This is a genomic window from Methylobacterium radiodurans, assembly GCF_003173735.1.
GTDB classification, from domain to species: Bacteria; Pseudomonadota; Alphaproteobacteria; order Rhizobiales; family Beijerinckiaceae; genus Methylobacterium; species Methylobacterium radiodurans.
The window spans coordinates 3,866,150-3,884,597 of the sequence record NZ_CP029551.1 but is presented as its reverse complement, the minus strand read 5'-3'; the positions used below and the strand labels follow the sequence as shown (position 1 = coordinate 3,884,597).

The window sequence follows — 18,448 nt, the reverse complement described above, 5'->3', positions numbered from 1 at the left end:
GATCCCGGGACCGATCAGCCCTCGGCGACCTGATGGTTCGCCATGATCTCGAGCGACCGCACCAGGGCGGAATGGTCGAGGCCGCCGGCGCCGTTGGCCGCGCAGGCGCCGAAGAGCTGCTGGGCGAGCGCGGTTGCCGGCAGGGCGAGGTTCAGGGCCTTGGCGCCCTCCAGCGCGAGGTTGAGGTCCTTGCGGTGCAGGTCGATGCGGAAGCCCGGCTGGAAGGTCCGCTCGATCATCCGGGCGCCGTGCAGCTCGAGGATGCGCGAGGTGGCCAAGCCCCCGGTGATGGCCTGACGGACCTTGGCCGGGTCGGCGCCGGCTTTCGACGCGAAGAGCAGCCCCTCCGCCACCGCCTCGATGGTGAGCGCCACGATGATCTGGTTGGCGACCTTGGCGACCTGGCCGGCGCCGCTCTCGCCCACATGCGTCACGGTCTTGCCCATGAGCTTGAACAGCGGCTCGGCCCTGGCGAAGGCGGCTTCCGAGCCGCCCACCATGATCGACAGGGCGGCGTTCTTCGCCCCCACCTCTCCGCCGGAGACCGGGGCGTCGAGGTAGTCGCAGCCGGCCTGCGCGACCCGGGCCGCGAAGTCCTTGGTGGCGATCGGCGAGATCGAGCTCATGTCGATCACGGTCTTGCCGGGCTTCAGCCCCTCGGCGACGCCGCCCTGCCCGAACAGCACCGTCTCGACGTCCGGCGTGTCGGGCAGCATGAGGATGATCACGTCGGCGCGCTCGGCAACCTCGGCGGCGCTGGCGCAGGCGGTGCCGCCCGCGCCCAGGAGGGCGTCCGGCACGGAGCGGCGGCTCTTCAGGAACAGGCTGTGCCCGCCCGCGATCAGGTGGCCGGCCATGGGCGCGCCCATGATGCCGAGGCCGATGAAGCCGATGTTCATGGTGAGGTCTCCTGAAATAGCGCGGCGCGTTCTCCCTCCCCCTCTGCGGGGGAGGGTGGCCCGCGAAGCGGGTCGGGAGAGGGGACCCCAGTTTCCGGCCCGGCCGCAGCCTTCATGCAGGACAGAGCCTCTGCCTGAAGCGCCGTCCCCTCTCCCGCCTCGCTCCGCTCGGCACCCTCCCCCACGGAGGGGGGAGGGTTGTGGCGCGTCAGCCCTTGAAGCGGGCGGCCAACGCCTCGGTCTGGCGGGCGAGCACGCCCATGTCGGAGCCGACCGCCGTGAAGCGGGTGCCGGCCGCGATGTAGCGGCGGGCCAGATCCTCGTTGGCCGTGAGGATGCCGGCGAGCTTGCCCGTGCGGGTGATGCGCGCCACCGTCTCCTCGATGATCGCCACCACCTCAGGGTGGTTCTGCTGGCCGAGATAGGCGAGGCTGGTCGAGAGGTCGCCGGGCCCGATGAAGACGCCGTCGACGCCCTCCACGCCCGCGATCTCCTCCAGGTTGTCCAGCGCCCGGCGCGACTCGATCTGCACCGCGACGAAGATCTCGCTCTCGCAGCGGGCGTGGTAGTCCGGGATCCGGCCGAAGCGGGCGGCGCGGGGCGCCTGCGAGAAGCCGCGCACGCCGCGCGGCGCGTAGCGGGTCGCCGCCACCGCCCGGCGGGCCTGCTCGGCGTCGTCGATGTTCGGGATCATCAGCGACTGCGCGCCCGTGTCGAGGATGCGCTTGATCGTGATCGGCTCATCGCTCGGCACCCGCACCATGGCGTGGGCCTCGCCCTCCATGATCGCCTGGAGCTGGCCGTAGATGTCGCGCAGGTCGTTGGCCGAGTGCTCCATGTCGAGGAGCAGCCAGTCGAAGCCGGAGCCGGCCACGATCTCGGTCGAGATTGGGCTGGCGAGGCTGCACCACAGGCCGATCTGCTGGCGGTCCGCCTTGAGCGCGGCCTTGAAGCGGTTGGTCAGGACGTCCATCGGGTTCTCCTCTAGCTCGGGTGCGGGAGCCCCAGTTCCCGGGGCGCCCGCGATCCGCCGCATGGGCGGCGGCGCGCGGTCGCGCTTGCGCTCCGCGGGGTTCGGATGCCCGCGGAGCGGAGGTCTCAGCGCACGAGGCAGGGCTTCTTGTTGTCGAAGGTCCAGTTCGGGATCAGGAACTGCATCGCCTGCGCGTCGTCGCGGGCACCCAGCCCGTGGTCGCGGTAGAGGGCGTGCGCCCGCTCCACCTCGGCCCAGTCGAGCTCGATCCCGAGGCCCGGCCGCTCCGGCACCGCGACGAGGCCGCCGCGGATCTGCAAGGGCTCCTTGGTCAGGCGCTCGCCGTCCTGCCAGATCCAGTGCGTGTCGATCGCCGTGACGTTGCCGGGGGCGGCCGCCGCCACGTGGGTGAACATCGCCAGCGACACGTCGAAATGGTTGTTCGAGTGCGAGCCCCAGGTCAGGCCGTGGTCGCGGCAGAGTTGGGCGACGCGCACCGAGCCGGCGAGCGTCCAGAAGTGCGGGTCGGCCAGCGGGATGTCGACGGAGCCGAGCTGGATCGCGTGGTTCATCTGGCGCCAGTCGGTGGCGATCATGTTGGTGGCGGTGGGCAGCCCCGTGGCCCGGCGGAACTCCGCCATGATCTCGCGGCCGGAAAAGCCTTGTTCGGCCCCGCACGGGTCCTCGGCGTAGGCCAGCACGTGGCCCTGGCCCTTGCAGAGCCGGATCGCCTCTTCGAGCGACCACGCGCCGTTCGGGTCGAGGGTGACGCGGGCCTGCGGGAAGCGCTCGTGGATCGCCGTGACGGCGGCGATCTCGTCCTCGCCCGCCAGTACGCCGCCCTTCAGCTTGAAGTCGTTGAAGCCGTACTGCTCGTAGGCGGCTTCCGCGAGCCGCGCGACGGCCTCGGGCGTCAGCGCCTCCTCGTCGCGCAGGCGGAACCAGCCGTCGCGGGCGGTGGGCTCGCGGTAGCCGAGATCCGTCTTGCGGCGGTCGCCGACGTAGAACAGGTAGCCCAGCATCTCGACCGCGTCGCGCTGCTGGCCCTCCCCGAGGAGGGCGGCCACCGGCACGTCGAGGAATTGGCCGAGGAGGTCGAGGAAGGCGGATTCGACCGCCGTGACCGCGTGGATGGTGATGCGCAGGTCGAAGGTCTGGAGACCGCGCCCGCCGGAATCTCGGTCGGCGAAGCGGGTCCGCATGGCGTTGAGCACCCGGTTCCAGGCGCCGAGCGGCTGGCCGACCACGAGATCGCGGGCATCCTCCAGGGTCCGGCGGATGCCCTCGCCGCCGGGGACCTCACCGAGGCCGGTGGCGCCGGTCGAGTCGGTGAGCACCACGAGGTTGCGGGTGAAGAAGGGTCCGTGCGCGCCCGAGAGGTTCAGCAGCATGCTGTCGCGTCCAGCGACGGGCACGACCTTCATCTCGGTGATCGTGGGGGCGCGCGAAAGCCCGCGCGCGGGCGCCTTGGCTGCATCGGCCAGCATGAGCGTTCTCCCGGAATTCGACGGCATCTGACGCGCCGCTCTTGCCGATCCTGTTCTAGAAACCCCGCCGATGCAGGTCCAAGCCAAAGGCTAGATCAATCGATGCTTCGAATGCATCGATCGGCGCCGGCTAGAACTCCGGGCGCACGGGCCGGATTGACCCGCCGAGCCCACGATCAGGATCGCCCGTGACCGACGTCACCTACCCGCCCCTCGATGTGCCGAAGCCCGTCGCGCAGGATCTCTGGATCGTCGACAGCGGGCCGCTGCGCGCGGCCGGCGTGATGCCGCTGCCGGTGCGGATGACGGTGGTGCGCCTCGCGGATGGCGGGCTCTGGCTGCACTCGCCGACGCGCTACGATCCTGGCCTGCACCGGGCGCTCGGCGAACTCGGGCCGATCCGCCACCTCGTGGCCCCGAACATCGCGCACTGGACCCTGCTGCGGGACTGGCAGCACCACTGCCCGGAAGCCGTGACCTGGGCCGCGCCGAACCTGCGCCACCGGGGGCAGGTGCGGCGGCGGATGCGCGCGGGCCTGCGCCTCGACCGCGACCTCGGCGATGCGCCGCCGCCCGACTGGGCCGGCGACCTGCGGCAGGTGGTGGTGCCGGGAGGCCTCGGCTTTCGCGAGGTGGCCTTCTTCCACGAGGCCTCGCGCAGCCTGATCCTCACCGACCTCGTGCTCAACCTGGAGCCCGAACGGCTGCCCCTCTGGATGCGCCCGCTGGCGCGGCTGGTCGGCATCACCGCCCCGGACGGACGGGCGCCGGCCTATCTGCGCGGCGCGGTCCGCCTGGGCGGGGCCGAGGCCGCGCGGGCGGCGGCGGCGCTCGTGGCGCTCGCGCCCGAGCGGGTCCTCTTCGCCCACGGCGCGTGGTTCGCCCGCAACGGTGCCGCGGCGCTGCGCCGCTCCCTGCGCTGGCTGCTTCCGTGAGGATGGTCCTGGGATCCCTAAGGGCCCAAGGCCCTGAGGCGGGGCCCGAGGCGCGCAGCCCCGGATTTGATCTCTGCCCCCGCCTGTGCCGGGGGCAGAGATCAACAGCAGGGCTCTGCCCTGCACCCGCGAGAGGTCTCGACCTCTCGACTCCATAACACTCCCGCTGCGACGACCCGCCTCGGCCGCCAACCGGAACGGCAGGGGCGCGGCCGTCGTTGGCCGAACCGCGCCGCTTGTTGGGCGCCCTTGGCCAGCCCCTTATCCCGATGATCCAGATCCTTGTGGCCGACGGAAACGTGGCCGAGGCGCGCCGTGAGCACGTCCGCGCTACGGGCGAGACCTCGGCCGAGGCCTACGCCGCGCTCCTGGCCGAACTCGCCCCTGACGCGGCCTGCACGATCCTCGAACCGGCCGATACCGGAGCCGCGCTGCCGGCGGGCGCGGATCTCGCGGGCTTCGACGGCGTGGTCTTCACCGGCTCGCAGCTCCACGTCAGCGACGACAGCGAGCCGGTGCGGCGCCAGCGCGCCCTGATGCGGACGGCCCTGGAGGCCGGCCTGCCAGTCTTCGGCTCATGCTGGGGCGTCCAGCTCGCCGCCGCGGCCGCCGGCGGATCCGCCGGACCGAACCCGCGCGGACCCGAATACGGCTTCGCCCGGCGCCTCGTGCCGACGGGGCCGGGGCGGGAGCACCCGCTGCTGGCCGGTCGGCCGCCGACCTGGGACGCGCCCGCGATGCATCTCGACGCGGTGCTGGAGCCGCCGCCCGGCGCGGAGGTGCTGGCCGGGAACGGCCTGCTCGACGTGCAGGCGCTGGCGCTCCGGCTCGGGGCGGGCACCTTCTGGGGCACGCAGTACCATCCGGAACTCGACTTCGGCGCGCTCTCCGCGATGCTGCGCCTGTCCGAGCCCGACATCCTCAAGTCCGGGCTGTGCCGGGACGGCGCGGCGCTCACCGCCTACGCCGACGAGGTGGGATTGCTCGGGTCGGGCGACCGGCCCGACCTCGCCTGGCGCCACGGGCTCGGCCCCGAGGTGCTGGAGGCGCCTCGCCGCCGGCGCGAGATCGGCAACTTCCTGGCCCATCTGGTGCGCCCGCGCGCCGCGCGGCGCTGACGGGCCGAGCATGCCGCAGCGGCACGCCGGAACCGGGCAGGCGCGGGCGCGTCGTTCCTGATAGCATCGCGCCAGCACCACGATCCCGTCAGCCCCGAGGTGGACCATGCGCATTCCGACGCGGACCCCGACCCTCCGGATGCCGACCCTGTGCCTTCTCGCCGCCCTCGCCCTGCCCGGTGCGGCCGAGGCCCAGGTCACGCCCGACCTGAACAGCTGGAACCGCTCGCTCTCCTACCAGAGCGACATGCGCTCGCAGCAGCTCTCGCAGACGAGCGAGCTGAACACCCTGCGGATGCAGGCCCAGCGCAACGTGCAGTTCGCCCCGGCCCCCATCGTCGTGCCGGGCGTGGTTCTGCGGCGCGGCGGCTTCTCGGCCGGCGGTCCGCGCCACTCGGGCGTGCGCGCCGGCCGCACCGGCCGCGACCGCTCCCTCGACACCGGCATCTGCGTCGGCTGCTGAGGCCTGCTCCGGCGGGCGCGCGGACCGGGTTGCGATCGCGGGATCCGGCCCCACGTCAGGGTGGTCCAGAGCACGGACAAGAGCACGGACACAGGGAGCCCTGCATGGCCACCGTCATGCCCGCCCGCGCACCGACCCCGGACCATCCGCCGCGGCGCCTCGTCAACCCGGGCATGCCGCCAGGGATCCCTCCGGGCATCCCGACGCCCCCCAACCCCGGCGAGATGCCGCCGCCGAACCTGCCGCCGCCGGAGGATCCCGATACGGAGCCGACCGGCCCGCGCGTGCCGGGCCCCGACCCGGACGTGGACGAGCCGCCGAACCCGGCCCAGGTGCCGGACCGGCTCCCGGGAATCCCGACCGGCCCCGGCCCCCGCCACGCCGCGCATCACGCGGCGCCCTGACGCGCCCCCGCCTCAATGCTCCGTTCCGGGCCGGTTGGGGCGCGGCGGCCCGCCGTGGTGCTCGGTGAAGCTGGAGCGCCGGGGATCGCCCTTCGACTGCGCGACCCGGCGCCTGAAGTAGGCGGCCACCACGAGCACGATGGCCAGGGTGGCGACCGCCAGGATGATGATGAGATAATCGTTGTCCGGCATGTCGAAATTCTCCGCGGGCTTCCACGGAGCAAAGTCCTTATCTCCGCAAAGTTCCTCCGCGACAGTCGCGCATTCGATATTACCATTCTCTTCGCGCGCAGTGCGTCGCACCGAACAGGTAAGTTCGATGGGTCTGAATAGAAAATAATCTATCCTGTATGATGGCTGCCCTCGATCCTCTGACAAGCTTCCGGGCCCGGCGCGGCCGGACAGGCATTGCGGACGGCGCAGCTTAGGATCAAGATCCCCGAAACGGCGACGCCGACCGGCTCCGTGCCGGCCCGCCGCGGGAGGGCCCACACGCATGGCCGACAAGAGCGAGGAGCCGGGCGCGCTGACGCGGGCTTCGACCTTCCTATTCCTGCACACCGAGCACGCGATCTACGCCATCCTCGGCCTGCTGCTCGCCGTGACGGCGCTGCTCGCGCTGTTCGATGCCGGCCGCCTGACCCTGGAGGCAGTCCATGCCTACGGCCGGGCGCCGCAACTCCTGGAGGTGGTGGACCGGCTGCTGTTCCTGCTGATGCTGGTCGAGATCCTGCACACGGTGCGGGTCTCGATGCGCTCCGGGCGGCTGACCTGCGAGCCGTTCCTGATCGTCGGGCTGATCGCCTCGATCCGGCGGGTGCTGGTGGTCACGCTGCAATCGGCCGAGGTGATGCACGGCCAGGACTGGACGCCCGAGAAGGAGGCCCTGTTCCGGGCCTCGATGATCGAGCTCGGGGTACTGGCGGGCCTGATCCTGGCGCTCGTGCTGTCGATCTTCCTGCTCCACCGTGCCCGCGACGACAACCGGCCAGCCGGGGAGGAGAGCGGGGCGTGACCGGCACCGCCGGGCGGAGCCCGAGGCTGCATCCCTGTCACGAACGGTACAGAGAGCCCCGCGAGGACGCGCTACCAGGGCCTGGTACCCATCTTGGTACCCATGCCGGAGCCCGGGATCCAGGGAGCGCCCACATGCCCGTGGAAGACATGCCCGTGGAAGATGAGATCCGCCCCTACCTCGCCGCGATCGCGGAGCGCCTGCGCTGTCCCGTCGAGAGCCGGGACGGCCGCTCCGTCTCGCTGGTGATGGACGAGCGCCAGGGGAGGCTGACCCCCGAGCAGCAGGAGCGGGCTAGGAAGCTCATGGAGCGCTACAACGCGACGGTCCCGACCGCGACCGTGAGCGCCGAGTTGATGGACAAGATGACCTCGGCGGTCGCCGACCCGGACGCCGCTCCGGACGGAACGCGCCCGGCCGCCACGCGCCCGGCAGCCGGGCGTCCCGAGCGGGACTGACGGTCCGAGACCTCCCGCGGCCCGTTCCGTCGCCCGACCGGAGAATCCGATGCCCCTGAGCCCTCAGGCCCGCGCCCTGCTCGACGCGATGGCGAGGGACCACGGCCTTCGCGCGCACGACTTCGACCGGGACGGCCTGATCCCCATCCGGCTCGATCCCGACCTGGATGTCGGCTTCGCCTGGGATGCCGCGACCGACAGCCTCTACGTGATGGCCGTGATCGCCGCCGACGGCCTTCCCGACCACCGGGATCCGGCCTGGGCGTTCCGGCACAACCGCGGTCTGGCCGCCCGGCGCACCCGGATCGCGATCGAGCCCGCGACCGGCGCCCTCACGCTGGTGCGGGATATTCCGTTCGCCGGCGTCGCGTACTGGCAGTTCGCGGAGATGCTCGACGCGTTCGTCGGCGACGCGCGAACGGTGCGGAAGCAGTGCGGCGCGATCCCCGTCCCGGCGGCGGCGACCGCCGGGACGCTCGAGGAGCTGAGCCAGCACTTCGTGATGATGCGGGTCTGACGGGATGCCGACGGCCGCGGATGCGGCGACCCGAGACCGGGCGCTGGGTGCCTTCCTGGGCCTCGCGATCGGGGACGTCCTCGGCACGACGCTGGAATTCGCGCCGCGCGACCGCCACCCGCGCCTGACGGACATCGTCGGCGGCGGCCCGTTCGGTCTGCCGGCCGGGGAGTGGACGGACGACACCTCGATGGCGCTGGCCCTGGCCAGAGCCTCGCCGCGCGGGGCGGCCTCGCCCCCGACGACCTCATGCGGCGCTTCACGGCCTGGTATCGCGACGGCGCCTACTCGCCCCGCGGCCGCTGCTTCGACATCGGCGAGGCGACCCGGGCCGCGCTGGAGCGCTTCGCCCGGACCGGTGACCCCGTCGCGGGATCGACCGCGCCGGACTCGGCCGGGAACGGCTCGATCATGCGGCTCGCCCCCGTCGCGCTCCTGGCCTACCCCGATGCGGAGGCGGCCGCCCGTCTTGGGCGCGAGCAGAGCCGGACCACGCACGCGGCCGGCGAGTGCCTGGAGAGCTGCGACCTGCTCGCGCGCATCCTCTGCGCCGCGATCGCGGGCGGCGGCAAGGCCGCGCGGCGCCAGGACGGCTGGCAGGGGGGCGATCGGCTGACCGCCATCGCCGGAGGCTCCTACGAAACCCGGACGCGCACCGATATCAGTTCGTCGGGCTACGTCGTCGCGACGCTCGAGGCCGCGCTCTGGTGCACGGCCCGGGCCGAGTCCTTCGAGGAGGCGCTCGTCCTGGCGGTCAACCTCGCGGACGACGCCGACACGGTCGGCGCGGTCACGGGCCAGGTCGCCGGCGCCGTCTTCGGTGCCTCCGCCATCCCAGCGCGCTGGATGGCGAAGCTCGCTTGGCGCGAGCGGCTGGAGCAGGCGGCGGACCGGCTGATCAAGGCACGGCTCACCGCGGATTGAGGCCGGCGCGCCCGTTCGGCGCGCGGCGGGAGCGCGGCCTTCAATAGGGTCGAGGCGGGTTCAGGTAGGTCGAGGTCTCCGGCCGCACGAAGGTGACGAGCCCCTCTGCCTCCAGGGCGGTGCGCCGCCGGAAGGCCAGCACCTCCAGCACGATGAAGACCAGCCATGCGCCGATGATGACGACGAAGAGGCCCATTCGCAGTTCTCCAGGTTCCGTGCGTGGGTGTGCTGTCAGTTCCGCGCCGGGGGCATCATCGGCGCGGGCGCGTCGGCGCTCGCCCGCTTCTCCGGGTTGCGGGCCTGGGAATAGGCGATGTTGGCGAAGTTGCCGATCACGCTCGCCCAAGGCCGCGTCGCCTCGGGCGCCCCCGCCCGCTGCCGCTCCAGATAAGGCTCCTTGCCGACTTGGCAGTAGAGCGTGGTGAGGCCGTTCACCAGCTCGTCGTCCACGTTCTGGCCGCCGGTCTCGGCCGGCCTGTCGCCGTAGGCGGCCTTCAGCTGGGGCAGGAGCTTGGCGAGGGCGGGTACGAACTGCTCCTGGGTCAGCCCCTTCAGAGCGTGGGCGGCGCCGGTCGATTCGAAGGCCTTGAGCACCGTCCCTTGCGCGACCTCGGCGCAGGGTGCGGTGCCGGCGAGCATGGTCTGCGTGGCGGCGCGCGCATCCGAGGCGGCGCTGTCGGAGCCGATCGCCGGGGCGCTGTTGCCCCAGGAATTCCGGATGTAGTCGGTGACGTTGCGGACCTCGACGTCGGTCATCTCCTGGCCGATCGCCGGCATCGGCGCGTAGCCGCTCTGGGCGGCGAGCCCGCCGTAGATCACCCGCAGCACAGTCTCGGGCCCGGCCGACTGCACCGAGGTATTGCCGGCCAGTGCCGGCACCGCGCCCGGGATGCCCTTGCCGTCCGGCTGGTGGCAGGAGGAGCAGTAGGTCAGGTAGGTGTCGGCCCCCGGTGCGCCGGGCTTGTTGAAGGCCTGCAGATCACGCGCCTTGTAGGTCTGCTTGGCGGGAATCGTGCGGAGATACGCGACCATCGCCTTCAGGTCGGCGTCGGTCATCTTCGAGAGCGACTCCTCGATGGTCTGGCGCATTGGGCCGGCTGCGACGCCCGGCCGGTTGCCCGGGGCTGTGCCGGTCTTGAGGTAGGTCACCACCTGCTCGTCGGTCCAGGCGCCGATGCCCTGGTGGCCGTCGGGCGTGATGTTGGGCGCGTACCAGCCGTCGATCACGCCGCCGCCGAAGCGGCCCGCGAGGTTGGTGTTGCCCACGAGCTTGCGCTCGTTGTGGCACATGCCGCAATGGCCGAGCCCCTCCACGAGGTAGCCGCCGCGGTTGACCTCGGCGCTCGCCTGCGGGTCCGGCTCGAACCGGCCCTCGCTGAAGAAGGCGGTGCGCCAGGTGATGAGCGCCGTGCGGACGTTGAACGGGAAGGGGATCTCGTTGTCCTTGCGCGCCTCGTTCACCGGCGGCAGCGACTTCAGGTAGGCGAAGATCGCCCGCGTGTCCTCGTCCGTGACCTTGGTGTACCAGCCGAAGGGGAAGGCCGGGTAGAGGTACTCGCCCCCGTCGCCGATGCCCTGCCGGAAGGCGCGCTCGAAGGTGGCGTAGTCCCACTTGCCGATGCCGGTCTCGGGGTCGGGCGTCAGGTTCGGCGTCAGGATCGCGCCGATCGGCGTGTTGAGCCGGTAATTGCCGGCGAACGGCTTGCCGCCGGGCGCCGTGTGACAGGCGACGCAATCGCCCGCCGTGACGAGGTACTTGCCCCGCGCGATCAGATCGGGATCGGTGAGGTTCGGCTCCTGCGCGGCGGCCGGCGCCACCGGCAGCGTGGCCGAGACGACGCCTGCTAGGACGGCGCCCGCGAGGGCGAGGGCGGCGATGCGGTCCATGGGCCTCTCCTCCTGGGTCGTCGGGACCCTGCCGTCGTGACGATCGCGTCGGGACTCTTCGTGTTCAGCGGGACCGCGCACTCATGCGCCGCGGCCTCCCGTCCCCGCCGCGGGGGCAGGGGGGTGGGCCGGCTGGCGGGGCCGGGACAGGAACGCTTGCAGGAGCGCTTGCGTGCCGGCCCGGCGGCGCGAGACCGAACCCAACGCCAGCGCCGCGGCCGATGTTGCCGCTGGTTCCCTGCGGCGAAGCGTCTTCGGCCGGCGTGTCCTCGACCGACGCAAGGCCAGCTCGGTGAGATGAGCGCCGCCCGCGAGCGCGAGCGCCCCGGCGGTCCAGGGCCAGGGCGCGCCGGCAAGCCCCGTGCGCAGCGCCAGCAGCAGGCCCGCCCCCGCGGCGAGCCCGGCGAGCAGCGGCGCGCGCGGGCCGAACCGCACGAATCCGAGCGCCACGAGCGCGGCCTCCGCCGCCACGAGGAGGAGGATCATGTCGACGATCCGGCCCGAGACGACGAGCGGGCCGAGAAGGGAGCCGAGCGCGTCCATCTCAGAGGCCCCGCAGGCCGGCGCGGCCGGGATTGAGCCGCACGATCCGGAGGTTCAGGAGCCCCGCGACCCCGACCCAGGCCAGGTAGGGCAGGACGAGCGCGGCCGCGAGGCCGCTCACCCGGGCGAGCACGGCCACCAGCAGCAGGACCGAGAGCCAGAGCAGCCCGACCTCGGCGAGCGCCCAGTCCGGCCGGCGCAGACGGAAGAAGATCACGCTCCAGGCGACGTTGAGCGCCGCGTTGAGGCCGAAGGCCCAGAGCAGCAGGAGGCGGTCGGCCGCACCCGGGCTCGCGACCCAGCCGAGCGCCGCGGCGCCGGCGGCGAGCGCCAGGATCGTGGCCCAGATCGGCCCGAAGGCCCAGTCCGGCGGTTTCCAGGCCGGCTGGCGCAGGGCGTGGTACCACGCGTCGGTGCGCGTCGCGAAGCCGTTGGCGAAGCCGACGAGCAGGGCGGCGGCGCCGGCCACCAGCACCGCGCTCACGGCGAGACCCAGCGGAACAGGTGGGCGAGATCCTTCAGGAAGATCCGCACATGCGCGACGGGCTTCCGCCGGACCAGCTCCTTGTTCATGTAGGCGTCCCAGGTGAGCTGCTGGACATCCTTGTCGCGGCAGATCGAGACGAAGCGCTCGCGCAGGGGATCGTTGCGGTACCAGACCGCCTGCATCAGCCGCAGGATCCAGAAGACGCGCCCGTGCAGGCGCATGAAGCGGGCCCGCGCCGCTTTCAGCGCCCGGACGTCGCCGGTGGCCAGGAAGGCCTGCGCCGCCTCCGCCGCCAGCCGGCCGCCGAGCATCGCGTAGTAGATGCCCTCGCCCGAGGCCGGGGCGACGATGCCGGCGGCGTCCCCGGTGAGCAGCACGTCGCGCCCGTTGTCCCAGCGCCGCAGCGGCTTCAGGGGCAGCGGCGCGCCCTCGCGGCGCACGGTGGCGCCCCGGTCGAGGCCGGATTCGGCCAGCAGCGTCCGCACCGCGCCGCGCAGCGAGAAGCCCTTGCGGGCGCTGCCGGTGCCGACGCTGATCGTGTCGCCGTGCGGGAAGATCCAGGCGTAGAAGTCGGGCGAGAGCCGGCCCTGGTAGTAGACGTCGCAGCGCGTCGGCTCGGTATCGGCGGCGCTCGCCTCCGGTCGCCGCACGATCTCGTGGTAGGCGAAGACCTGGCGCATGGCGGCATGGCCCGGCACCTCGGCCCGGCCGACCGCCGAGCTCGCCCCGTCGGCGCCAACGACGAGGCGGGCCCGCACCGCGGCCTCGGCCCCCGCGCGATCGCGAAAATGCACGGTGGCGAGGCCCGTCGCCTCGCGGGTGATGCGGGTGAACAGGCCGTCGCGCCGCTCGGCCCCGGCGGCGCGCGCGCGCTCCCTGAGCCAGGGGTCGAAATGCTCGCGGTCGACCATGCCGACGAAGCCCTCGCCGACCGGCATGTCGACCTGTTTCCCCGAGGGCGCCACCATGCGGGCGGAGCGGATGCGGGCGACGAGGAGGTGATCGGGGATCGCGAAGTCGCGGATCAGCCGGGGCGGGATCGCGCCGCCGCAGGGCTTGATCCGCCCCGCCCGGTCGAGGAGCAGCACCCGCCGTCCCGCCCGCGCGAGATCGGTCGCGGCGGTCGCGCCGGCCGGCCCGCCGCCCACCACCACGACGTCGAAGGTCTCAGGGTCGGCGGGCAGGGCGGAGACGGGCATGGCTATCTCGCTTCGAATCCGGAACCGAGGGCGAGGCGCGCCGCGCCCGCCAGGGCGTTCTCGCGCCGCGGGGGAGATGTCGCGGGGGCGGCGAGCCGCAGGGCGATGACCGCTGAGAGCCCGAACAGGACGGCCTCGGCGCTGAAGACGGCGGCGTAGGCGCGGGCCGGCTCGTCGACCGCGAGGCGCGCGAGATCGACGCAGAGCGTGCCGAGAACGCCGCCCGCCCCGAAGGCGACGCCCTGCGCCGCGCCCCAGACCCCCATGCGGGTGCCGCGCTCGGCCGGGTCGCCCGCGCCCGCGAGCCCCATCATCGTGCCGATGGCCGCGACCGCGTAGACGCCGTTGGCGATGCCCAGCGCGAAGACCGCGCCGCGAAGCGGGAAGCCCGGCCCGGCGGAGGCCGCCGCGGCGATCGCGAGCAGCGCCGCTCCTGAGCCGAGGCAGCCCGCCACGGTCCAGAGCCGCAGCGAGCCGAGGACCGGCCCGCCGATCCCGGCGGTGACCGCGGCCACCGCCAGCATGCCCAGGAGCACGCCCCCGTGCTGCAGCCCGGAGAGCTTGGTGGTGGCGCCCGGCGTCATCGCGAAGGCGAGGCCGGCATAGGGCTCCAGGATCAGCTCTTGGGCACTGTAGGCCAGCATCGAGACGAAGATGAACAGCGTGAAGCGGCGCGCCTCGGGCTCGGCCAGCACCCGGGCGAGCACAGCGCGGAAGGGCGCCTTCTGGGTGGCGGCGGCCGGCGCCGCGCCCCGGCGCTCGACGCCCGCGACCGCCAGGCACGCCACCGCGAAGGCGAGCACCGAGACGGTGCCGGAGACCGCGACGAGGCGCCCGCCCGAGAACGGGTCGAGGAAGTGACCGGCGAGCGGCGCCGTCACCGCGAAGCCCGCGATCATCATCACCCAGACGATCGTGGCCGCGGCTCCGCGCCGCCCGTCCGCGACGCCGCTCGACAGGAGAACCAGGAGCGAGGTGCCGGCCGCCCCCGCCCCCATGCCGACCGCGACGAACGACAGGACGGCGAGCGCGAGGCCCGCCGCGAGATGGCTCGCCGCGAGCGCGGTGGCGCAGGCGGCGCCGAAGCCGCCGAGGCAGAGCGCGGCCATGCCGCCGACGATCCAGGGCGTGCGCCGCCCGTGCCGGTCGGAGCCGTAGCCCCAGCGCGGGCGCAAGCACTGCACGGCGTAGTGCAGGCCGAGCAGCAGGCCCGGCACCAGGGCGGGCAGCGCCAGCTCCACCACCATCACCCGGTTGATGGTCGAGGTGATCAGCACCACGACGGCGCCGAGCGCGGTCTGGACGAGGCCGAGGCGGGCGATCTGGCCCCAGCCGAAGCCGGCGGGCGCGGAGCGGGCGGCCATCACGCGGCTCCCTGCAGGAGCGGGCGCAGGGCGAAGGCCGCGGCCAGCATGCCGAGCACGTAGAGGGTGGTGCCGGTGCCGTTGTACCACGCGGCCCGCCCGCGCGGGTCCTTCAGGAAGCGCACCATCAGGGCCGCTTGGCCCGCCAGCAGCGCCGCCACCAGGGCAGCATGGACCGGCCGGTCCCAGGCGGCGAGCAGGGCGATCACCGCGACCTGCGGCAGCCCCATCACCCAGCAGGCGAAGCGGGCGGCCCGCGCCGGCCCGAGTTGCACGGGAAGCGAGGCGATGCCGGTGCGCCGGTCGCCCTCGACCGACTTGAAGTCGTTGAGCGTCATGATGCCGTGGGCGCCCACCGAGTAGAGCAGGGCGAGCGCCAGCACGCGCCGGTCGGGGAGCGCGGCGGCCATCACGGCGGCGCCGGTGAACCAGGGCAGGCCCTCGTAGCAGATGGCCACGGCGGCGTTGCCCCACCAGCCGTTGCGCTTCAGCCGCACGGGGGGCGCCGAGTAGATCCAGGCCAGGATCAGCCCGAACACGGCCGCCGCCAGGATCCAGGGCCCGAGCGCCGCCGCCACCGCGAGCGAGAGCGCCGTCCAGGCGGCCGCGAGCCAGAGGCCCCAGCGCCCCGGCACCCGCCCCGAGGGGATCGGCCGGGCGGGCTCGTTGATGGCGTCGACCTCGCGGTCGAACCAGTCGTTGGCGGCCTGGCTGGTGGCGCAGACGAGGGGACCGGCGAGCAGCACGCCCGCGGCGATCACCGGCCACTGCCCGGAGGCAGGGATGCCCGACGAGACCACGCCGCAGGCGAAGGCCCACATCGGGGCGAACCACGTGAGTGGCTTGAGAAGCTCGACGACGGCGCTCGGAGCTGGCGTGGCCATGAGGGGAGGCTAGGTTCGGAGCGGCGCGAGTGTCAAGTCAAATTTACACTCGATCGCGTGCTGCGCCGCCGCGAACCGGCGCCGACATGCTGCGCCGCACGAAGAGTTGCCGGCTGAACCGTCCGCCGGATACTGTATTTCGTATTCTGCCGCGCCCGGCCGGAAGACTCGGCGCGGACCCGCTCCAGATGGCCGGGCTCGCGCCTCAGGCCTCGTCCGGCCCGTCGAGGTCGCCGATGCCGTAGCGGCGCATTTTGGCGTAGAGGCCCTGACGGCTGAGGCCGAGCATCTCGGCGGCCGAGGCGCGGTTGTCGCGGGTGATGCGCAGGGCCGCCTCGATGCAGAGCTTCTCGATCAGGTCGGTGGTCTCGCGCACCAGGGTCTTCATCGAGACGCGGCCGACGAGCTCGGTCATCTGCTCGACGGAGCGGGGCAGGGCGGTGCCGACGGGCGGTGCGGCCCGGCGCGGCCCCGCGCGGAAGGAGAATCCGAGACAGCCCTGGCCCGGCACCGCGACGGCGGCAACCTCGACGTCCTCCACCGAGCCGTACTGGCCGCGCAGCACCGTGCTGAAGCGGCGCACCGAGCCGTGGTCGCGCAGCGTGGCGAAGAGCGCCTGCGCCTCGGTCTCGTCGTGGCCGAGCCAGGCTTCCAGGGGCTGGCCCCGGGCCTGCTCCTCGGTGGCGAGCTGCGAGAGTTCCAGGAAGGCCGTGTTGGCGGCCAGCACCCGCCGCCCCGCATCGGTGACCACGAAGCCCTCCGGCATGGCGCGCAGCACCTCGGCCGCGTGGGCGGCCAGGCCCTGGGCGGCCTCGCCCTCGGCCGGCAGGCTGAGGCGCAGCAGCACGCTGGTGGCGCTCTCGCCGCGGAACAGCGAGGCCGAGACCGTGCTGGTTCCCCGCCCGTGGGCGAGCCGGGCCGGGACGTCGGCGGCCTCGCCCGCGACCCGCAGGGTGGCGAACAGGGTCTCGACCGCCCGCGCGCTGCCCGCCTCGAACAGGTCGACCGCGTCGAGGCCGGCGAGGCGCTTCGGCTGGCGGCCGAGCAGGCGGGCGGCGGCCGGGTTCGCCTCGGTGATCCGGCGCGTGCCGGCGTCCGCCACCAGCACGGGCTCGCCCGAGAGCTGGAACAGCAGCCGGTAGCGGGTCTCGGCGGCGCGCTGGCGGTCGTAGTCGCGCTCCAGCGCCTGCTGGGCCTCGGCCAGCCGGTGCTGCAGGGCCGCCACCGACCGCAAGTTGCGCCCGACCACGATGACCGGTCCGCCCGCCTTGGGCCGCAGGGCCGCGTAGCGCACCGGCAGGTCGGGCCCCTCGGGGCTCGGGTGGTTGACTTGGCGCCAGCGGGTCACCGCATCGGCCCGCGCCTCGCGCAGCAGCGCCTCGACCTTCGGGCGGCTCTCGACCGTGACGGTGTCGCTGAAGGGCCGGCCGCGCCAGGCCGCCACCGCGAAGGGCCCCGGATCCTCGCCCCCGGAGGCCGCCTCGCGGATCACCCCGTCCGCGTCGACGACCAGGGACAGGTCACTGCCCGCCGCAACGATCAGCCCCGCCGCCTCGCCGTCGAGGAGGCCGGCCGGAAGCGGCAGGGCCGCGACGGGCGGCACGGGCTGGGGCGCGTGCGGGGCAGGGCGGGCAGGTGCGCTCACGGTCACCACGTGTGATGGGCCAAACAGGTCCTTTCAACAGGCTCGCGCCCGCATTTCAAGCAAGGATTCGGCGACTGCCGGCGCGGCCGCGGCCTCGCACAGGCAGGCATCGGCCCCGGCGGCGACGGCGCGCTCGGGGTACCGCGCCACGTAGGCGCCGCCGACGAGGACGCGCAACTCCCGATTGCAAGATGCCGCGCGCAGGGTCGCGATCGCCGCGGCCAGCGACGGAGCGTTCACGTCGCAGGCCAGCGTCAGGCCGACGACGTCGTGGAAATCCCGAGCGAGGGTGGTCGCGCCCTCCGACGCCTCGGCGGTCTCGACCGTCCAGCCCGCCTCGCGGAAGGCGCTCGCCACGAGGGTGAGCCCGAACACGTGGGTCTCGCCGGGGCAGGGCAGGAGCAGAGCGCTGCGCCCGCGCGGCGGCGGCTCGCCCTCGAGGCGCGCGCAGAGCATCCGGGCGACGGCCTGGAGCCGGCCGAGCCCCACGGTCACCGCCAGGAAATCGCACGCGTCCTCCTCCCAGAGCGCGCCGAGATGGCGGGCCGCCGGGGCGAGCAGGTCGCCGAGCAGGCTCTCCAGCGGCAGCCCGCGGGCGCGCAGCGTCTCCACGGCGGGCCGGAGGTCGTCGCCGGTCGCGTCGCCACCCGTGCGGGGCGCGAGGAGGAGGTTGGCGAAGCGGGCGATCTCGTCGGGGCCCGGACGCCGGACCGCCCGCGGGGGCGGCGGCTCGGCATGGACCAGCATCAGGCGCGGCAGGATCTCGCCCTCGATGAGCCGGGCCAGGGCGCCGGGGCGGTCGAGCGACGCCCGGGACGCGGAGAGCGCCTCCTCGTCCGGCAGCCGGTCCTCCAGCACCGTGCAGCCGAACGGGTCGCCGAGGCCCGAAGGGCGGCGGGAACACCGTGCCTCGCTCATCGGCGACCTCCCTGATCGCGCGTCGACGGACCTCTTGGCCAGGTTCCCGTCGGCTTGCCAGCGGAACGGCCGCGGGGAAGCCGCGGGATCCACCCGGCAGCCGGGCGTTCCGGTGAAGGCGTCGGGACCGGCCTCGCGGCGACGGCGCCCGGCGACCGGGCTTCCGTGATGGCGTGCTCCCCTACCGGGAGTCTGTTCGGGTCGGCCGGACGATGCAGCCGAAGCCTGACGATACGCCGATCCGACAGTCTGGCAATGGTCTGAACTGAAAAAATTCGTCTCTTAAGAGATGAGCATTGTCACTTCTCAGTTACGTAAAGCCAGCTTG

Annotated in this window: 20 protein-coding genes and 1 pseudogene; 8 read left to right on the top strand and 13 right to left on the bottom strand. The window is 73.4% G+C overall.

Annotated elements, in window-relative coordinates:
- Nucleotides 1-14 precede the first annotated feature (14 nt).
- From DK427_RS18130 to gudD, 3 genes are all read right to left on the bottom strand, one after another.
- Complete coding sequence (locus DK427_RS18130; RefSeq protein ID WP_109952480.1) at nt 15-899, bottom strand: 2-hydroxy-3-oxopropionate reductase; 885 nt, start codon at nt 897-899, stop codon at nt 15-17.
- A gap of 208 nt (nt 900-1,107) precedes the next feature.
- On the bottom strand, nt 1,108-1,872 hold the full coding sequence (locus DK427_RS18125; RefSeq protein ID WP_109952479.1) for an HpcH/HpaI aldolase family protein: 765 nt from the start codon (nt 1,870-1,872) through the stop codon (nt 1,108-1,110).
- A gap of 125 nt (nt 1,873-1,997) precedes the next feature.
- Nucleotides 1,998-3,359, bottom strand: coding sequence for a glucarate dehydratase (gene gudD / locus DK427_RS18120; RefSeq protein WP_109952478.1), 1,362 nt, complete (start codon nt 3,357-3,359; stop codon nt 1,998-2,000).
- Between the two features lie 188 nt (nt 3,360-3,547).
- Here gudD and DK427_RS18115 point away from each other — a divergent pair, with 188 nt between their 5' ends.
- The 4 genes from DK427_RS18115 to DK427_RS18100 all read left to right on the top strand — a co-directional run bounded on the left by DK427_RS18115 (nt 3,548) and on the right by DK427_RS18100 (nt 6,279).
- Nucleotides 3,548-4,294, top strand: coding sequence for a DUF4336 domain-containing protein (locus tag DK427_RS18115; protein WP_109952477.1), 747 nt, complete (start codon nt 3,548-3,550; stop codon nt 4,292-4,294).
- Nucleotides 4,295-4,563: 269 nt separating this feature from the next.
- On the top strand, nt 4,564-5,412 hold the full coding sequence (locus tag DK427_RS18110) for a glutamine amidotransferase-related protein (RefSeq protein WP_109954254.1): 849 nt from the start codon (nt 4,564-4,566) through the stop codon (nt 5,410-5,412).
- Between the two features lie 106 nt (nt 5,413-5,518).
- On the top strand, nt 5,519-5,875 hold the full coding sequence (locus DK427_RS18105) for a hypothetical protein (RefSeq protein ID WP_109952476.1): 357 nt from the start codon (nt 5,519-5,521) through the stop codon (nt 5,873-5,875).
- A gap of 104 nt (nt 5,876-5,979) precedes the next feature.
- Nucleotides 5,980-6,279, top strand: a complete 300-nt coding sequence (locus tag DK427_RS18100) for a hypothetical protein (RefSeq protein ID WP_245930623.1) — start codon at nt 5,980-5,982, stop codon at nt 6,277-6,279.
- Nucleotides 6,280-6,291: 12 nt separating this feature from the next.
- On the opposite strand, the gene DK427_RS18095 is transcribed toward DK427_RS18100, so the two are convergent.
- Nucleotides 6,292-6,471, bottom strand: a complete 180-nt coding sequence (locus DK427_RS18095) for a hypothetical protein (protein WP_109952475.1) — start codon at nt 6,469-6,471, stop codon at nt 6,292-6,294.
- Between the two features lie 304 nt (nt 6,472-6,775).
- Here DK427_RS18095 and DK427_RS18090 point away from each other — a divergent pair, with 304 nt between their 5' ends.
- The 4 genes and pseudogenes from DK427_RS18090 (at nt 6,776) to DK427_RS18075 (ending at nt 9,193) form a co-directional block, all read left to right on the top strand.
- Complete coding sequence (locus DK427_RS18090) at nt 6,776-7,294, top strand: phosphate-starvation-inducible PsiE family protein (RefSeq protein WP_109952474.1); 519 nt, start codon at nt 6,776-6,778, stop codon at nt 7,292-7,294.
- 134 nt (nt 7,295-7,428) lie between these two features.
- Nucleotides 7,429-7,752 carry a hypothetical protein gene (locus DK427_RS18085; protein WP_109952473.1) on the top strand — a complete coding sequence of 108 codons (324 nt, stop codon included), beginning with the start codon at nt 7,429-7,431 and terminating at the stop codon, nt 7,750-7,752.
- Between the two features lie 49 nt (nt 7,753-7,801).
- A complete protein-coding gene (locus tag DK427_RS18080) occupies nt 7,802-8,269 on the top strand; it encodes a type III secretion system chaperone (RefSeq protein WP_109952472.1) in 468 nt (155 codons plus the stop codon).
- Nucleotides 8,270-8,273: 4 nt separating this feature from the next.
- Nucleotides 8,274-9,193, top strand: a pseudogene (locus DK427_RS18075) (ADP-ribosylglycohydrolase family protein).
- A 40-nt stretch (nt 9,194-9,233) separates the two neighbouring features.
- Here DK427_RS18075 and DK427_RS26440 read toward each other — a convergent pair.
- The 9 genes from DK427_RS26440 to DK427_RS18035 form a co-directional block, all read right to left on the bottom strand.
- A complete protein-coding gene (locus DK427_RS26440) occupies nt 9,234-9,389 on the bottom strand; it encodes a hypothetical protein (protein ID WP_162559827.1) in 156 nt (51 codons plus the stop codon).
- Between the two features lie 35 nt (nt 9,390-9,424).
- Nucleotides 9,425-11,080 (bottom strand): cytochrome c, encoded by a 1,656-nt coding sequence (locus tag DK427_RS18070; protein ID WP_109952471.1) that lies wholly within the window; start codon nt 11,078-11,080, stop codon nt 9,425-9,427.
- Nucleotides 11,081-11,161: 81 nt separating this feature from the next.
- Nucleotides 11,162-11,623 carry a hypothetical protein gene (locus tag DK427_RS26745; protein WP_204165182.1) on the bottom strand — a complete coding sequence of 154 codons (462 nt, stop codon included), beginning with the start codon at nt 11,621-11,623 and terminating at the stop codon, nt 11,162-11,164.
- 1 nt (nt 11,624) lies between these two features.
- Complete coding sequence (locus DK427_RS18060) at nt 11,625-12,107, bottom strand: TspO/MBR family protein (protein ID WP_245930621.1); 483 nt, start codon at nt 12,105-12,107, stop codon at nt 11,625-11,627.
- On the bottom strand, nt 12,104-13,309 hold the full coding sequence (locus tag DK427_RS18055; RefSeq protein WP_109952469.1) for a geranylgeranyl diphosphate reductase: 1,206 nt from the start codon (nt 13,307-13,309) through the stop codon (nt 12,104-12,106). The genes DK427_RS18060 and DK427_RS18055 overlap by 4 nt, the downstream gene beginning before the upstream one ends.
- A gap of 2 nt (nt 13,310-13,311) precedes the next feature.
- Entirely contained in the window at nt 13,312-14,673 is a 1,362-nt protein-coding gene (locus DK427_RS18050) for a BCD family MFS transporter (protein ID WP_109952468.1), read from the bottom strand.
- Nucleotides 14,673-15,557 carry a chlorophyll synthase ChlG gene (chlG, locus tag DK427_RS18045; protein ID WP_109952467.1) on the bottom strand — a complete coding sequence of 295 codons (885 nt, stop codon included), beginning with the start codon at nt 15,555-15,557 and terminating at the stop codon, nt 14,673-14,675. The genes DK427_RS18050 and chlG overlap by 1 nt, the downstream gene beginning before the upstream one ends.
- Before the next feature lie 205 nt (nt 15,558-15,762).
- Nucleotides 15,763-17,211, bottom strand: coding sequence for a transcriptional regulator PpsR (gene ppsR / locus DK427_RS18040; RefSeq protein ID WP_109952466.1), 1,449 nt, complete (start codon nt 17,209-17,211; stop codon nt 15,763-15,765).
- A 24-nt stretch (nt 17,212-17,235) separates the two neighbouring features.
- Nucleotides 17,236-18,120, bottom strand: a complete 885-nt coding sequence (locus DK427_RS18035; protein WP_109952465.1) for a cobalamin B12-binding domain-containing protein — start codon at nt 18,118-18,120, stop codon at nt 17,236-17,238.
- Nucleotides 18,121-18,448: the final 328 nt, after the last annotated feature.

What these genes read in the sequence shown, in the direction of transcription:
- DK427_RS18130 (WP_109952480.1), bottom strand. Translation starts at nt 899, where the DNA reads ATGAACATCGGCTTCATCGGCCTCGGCATCATGGGCGCGCCCATGGCC.
- DK427_RS18050 (WP_109952468.1), bottom strand. Translation starts at nt 14,673, where the DNA reads ATGGCCGCCCGCTCCGCGCCCGCCGGCTTCGGCTGGGGCCAGATCGCC.
- DK427_RS18055 (WP_109952469.1), bottom strand. Translation starts at nt 13,309, where the DNA reads ATGCCCGTCTCCGCCCTGCCCGCCGACCCTGAGACCTTCGACGTCGTG.
- DK427_RS26440 (WP_162559827.1), bottom strand. Translation starts at nt 9,389, where the DNA reads ATGGGCCTCTTCGTCGTCATCATCGGCGCATGGCTGGTCTTCATCGTG.
- chlG (WP_109952467.1), bottom strand. Translation starts at nt 15,557, where the DNA reads ATGGCCACGCCAGCTCCGAGCGCCGTCGTCGAGCTTCTCAAGCCACTC.
- DK427_RS18085 (WP_109952473.1), top strand. Translation starts at nt 7,429, where the DNA reads ATGCCCGTGGAAGACATGCCCGTGGAAGATGAGATCCGCCCCTACCTC.
- DK427_RS26745 (WP_204165182.1), bottom strand. Translation starts at nt 11,623, where the DNA reads ATGGACGCGCTCGGCTCCCTTCTCGGCCCGCTCGTCGTCTCGGGCCGG.
- DK427_RS18110 (WP_109954254.1), top strand. Translation starts at nt 4,564, where the DNA reads ATGATCCAGATCCTTGTGGCCGACGGAAACGTGGCCGAGGCGCGCCGT.
- DK427_RS18095 (WP_109952475.1), bottom strand. Translation starts at nt 6,471, where the DNA reads ATGCCGGACAACGATTATCTCATCATCATCCTGGCGGTCGCCACCCTG.
- gudD (WP_109952478.1), bottom strand. Translation starts at nt 3,359, where the DNA reads ATGCTGGCCGATGCAGCCAAGGCGCCCGCGCGCGGGCTTTCGCGCGCC.
- DK427_RS18070 (WP_109952471.1), bottom strand. Translation starts at nt 11,080, where the DNA reads ATGGACCGCATCGCCGCCCTCGCCCTCGCGGGCGCCGTCCTAGCAGGC.
- DK427_RS18090 (WP_109952474.1), top strand. Translation starts at nt 6,776, where the DNA reads ATGGCCGACAAGAGCGAGGAGCCGGGCGCGCTGACGCGGGCTTCGACC.
- DK427_RS18125 (WP_109952479.1), bottom strand. Translation starts at nt 1,872, where the DNA reads ATGGACGTCCTGACCAACCGCTTCAAGGCCGCGCTCAAGGCGGACCGC.
- DK427_RS18080 (WP_109952472.1), top strand. Translation starts at nt 7,802, where the DNA reads ATGCCCCTGAGCCCTCAGGCCCGCGCCCTGCTCGACGCGATGGCGAGG.
- DK427_RS18105 (WP_109952476.1), top strand. Translation starts at nt 5,519, where the DNA reads ATGCGCATTCCGACGCGGACCCCGACCCTCCGGATGCCGACCCTGTGC.
- DK427_RS18035 (WP_109952465.1), bottom strand. Translation starts at nt 18,120, where the DNA reads ATGAGCGAGGCACGGTGTTCCCGCCGCCCTTCGGGCCTCGGCGACCCG.
- DK427_RS18100 (WP_245930623.1), top strand. Translation starts at nt 5,980, where the DNA reads ATGGCCACCGTCATGCCCGCCCGCGCACCGACCCCGGACCATCCGCCG.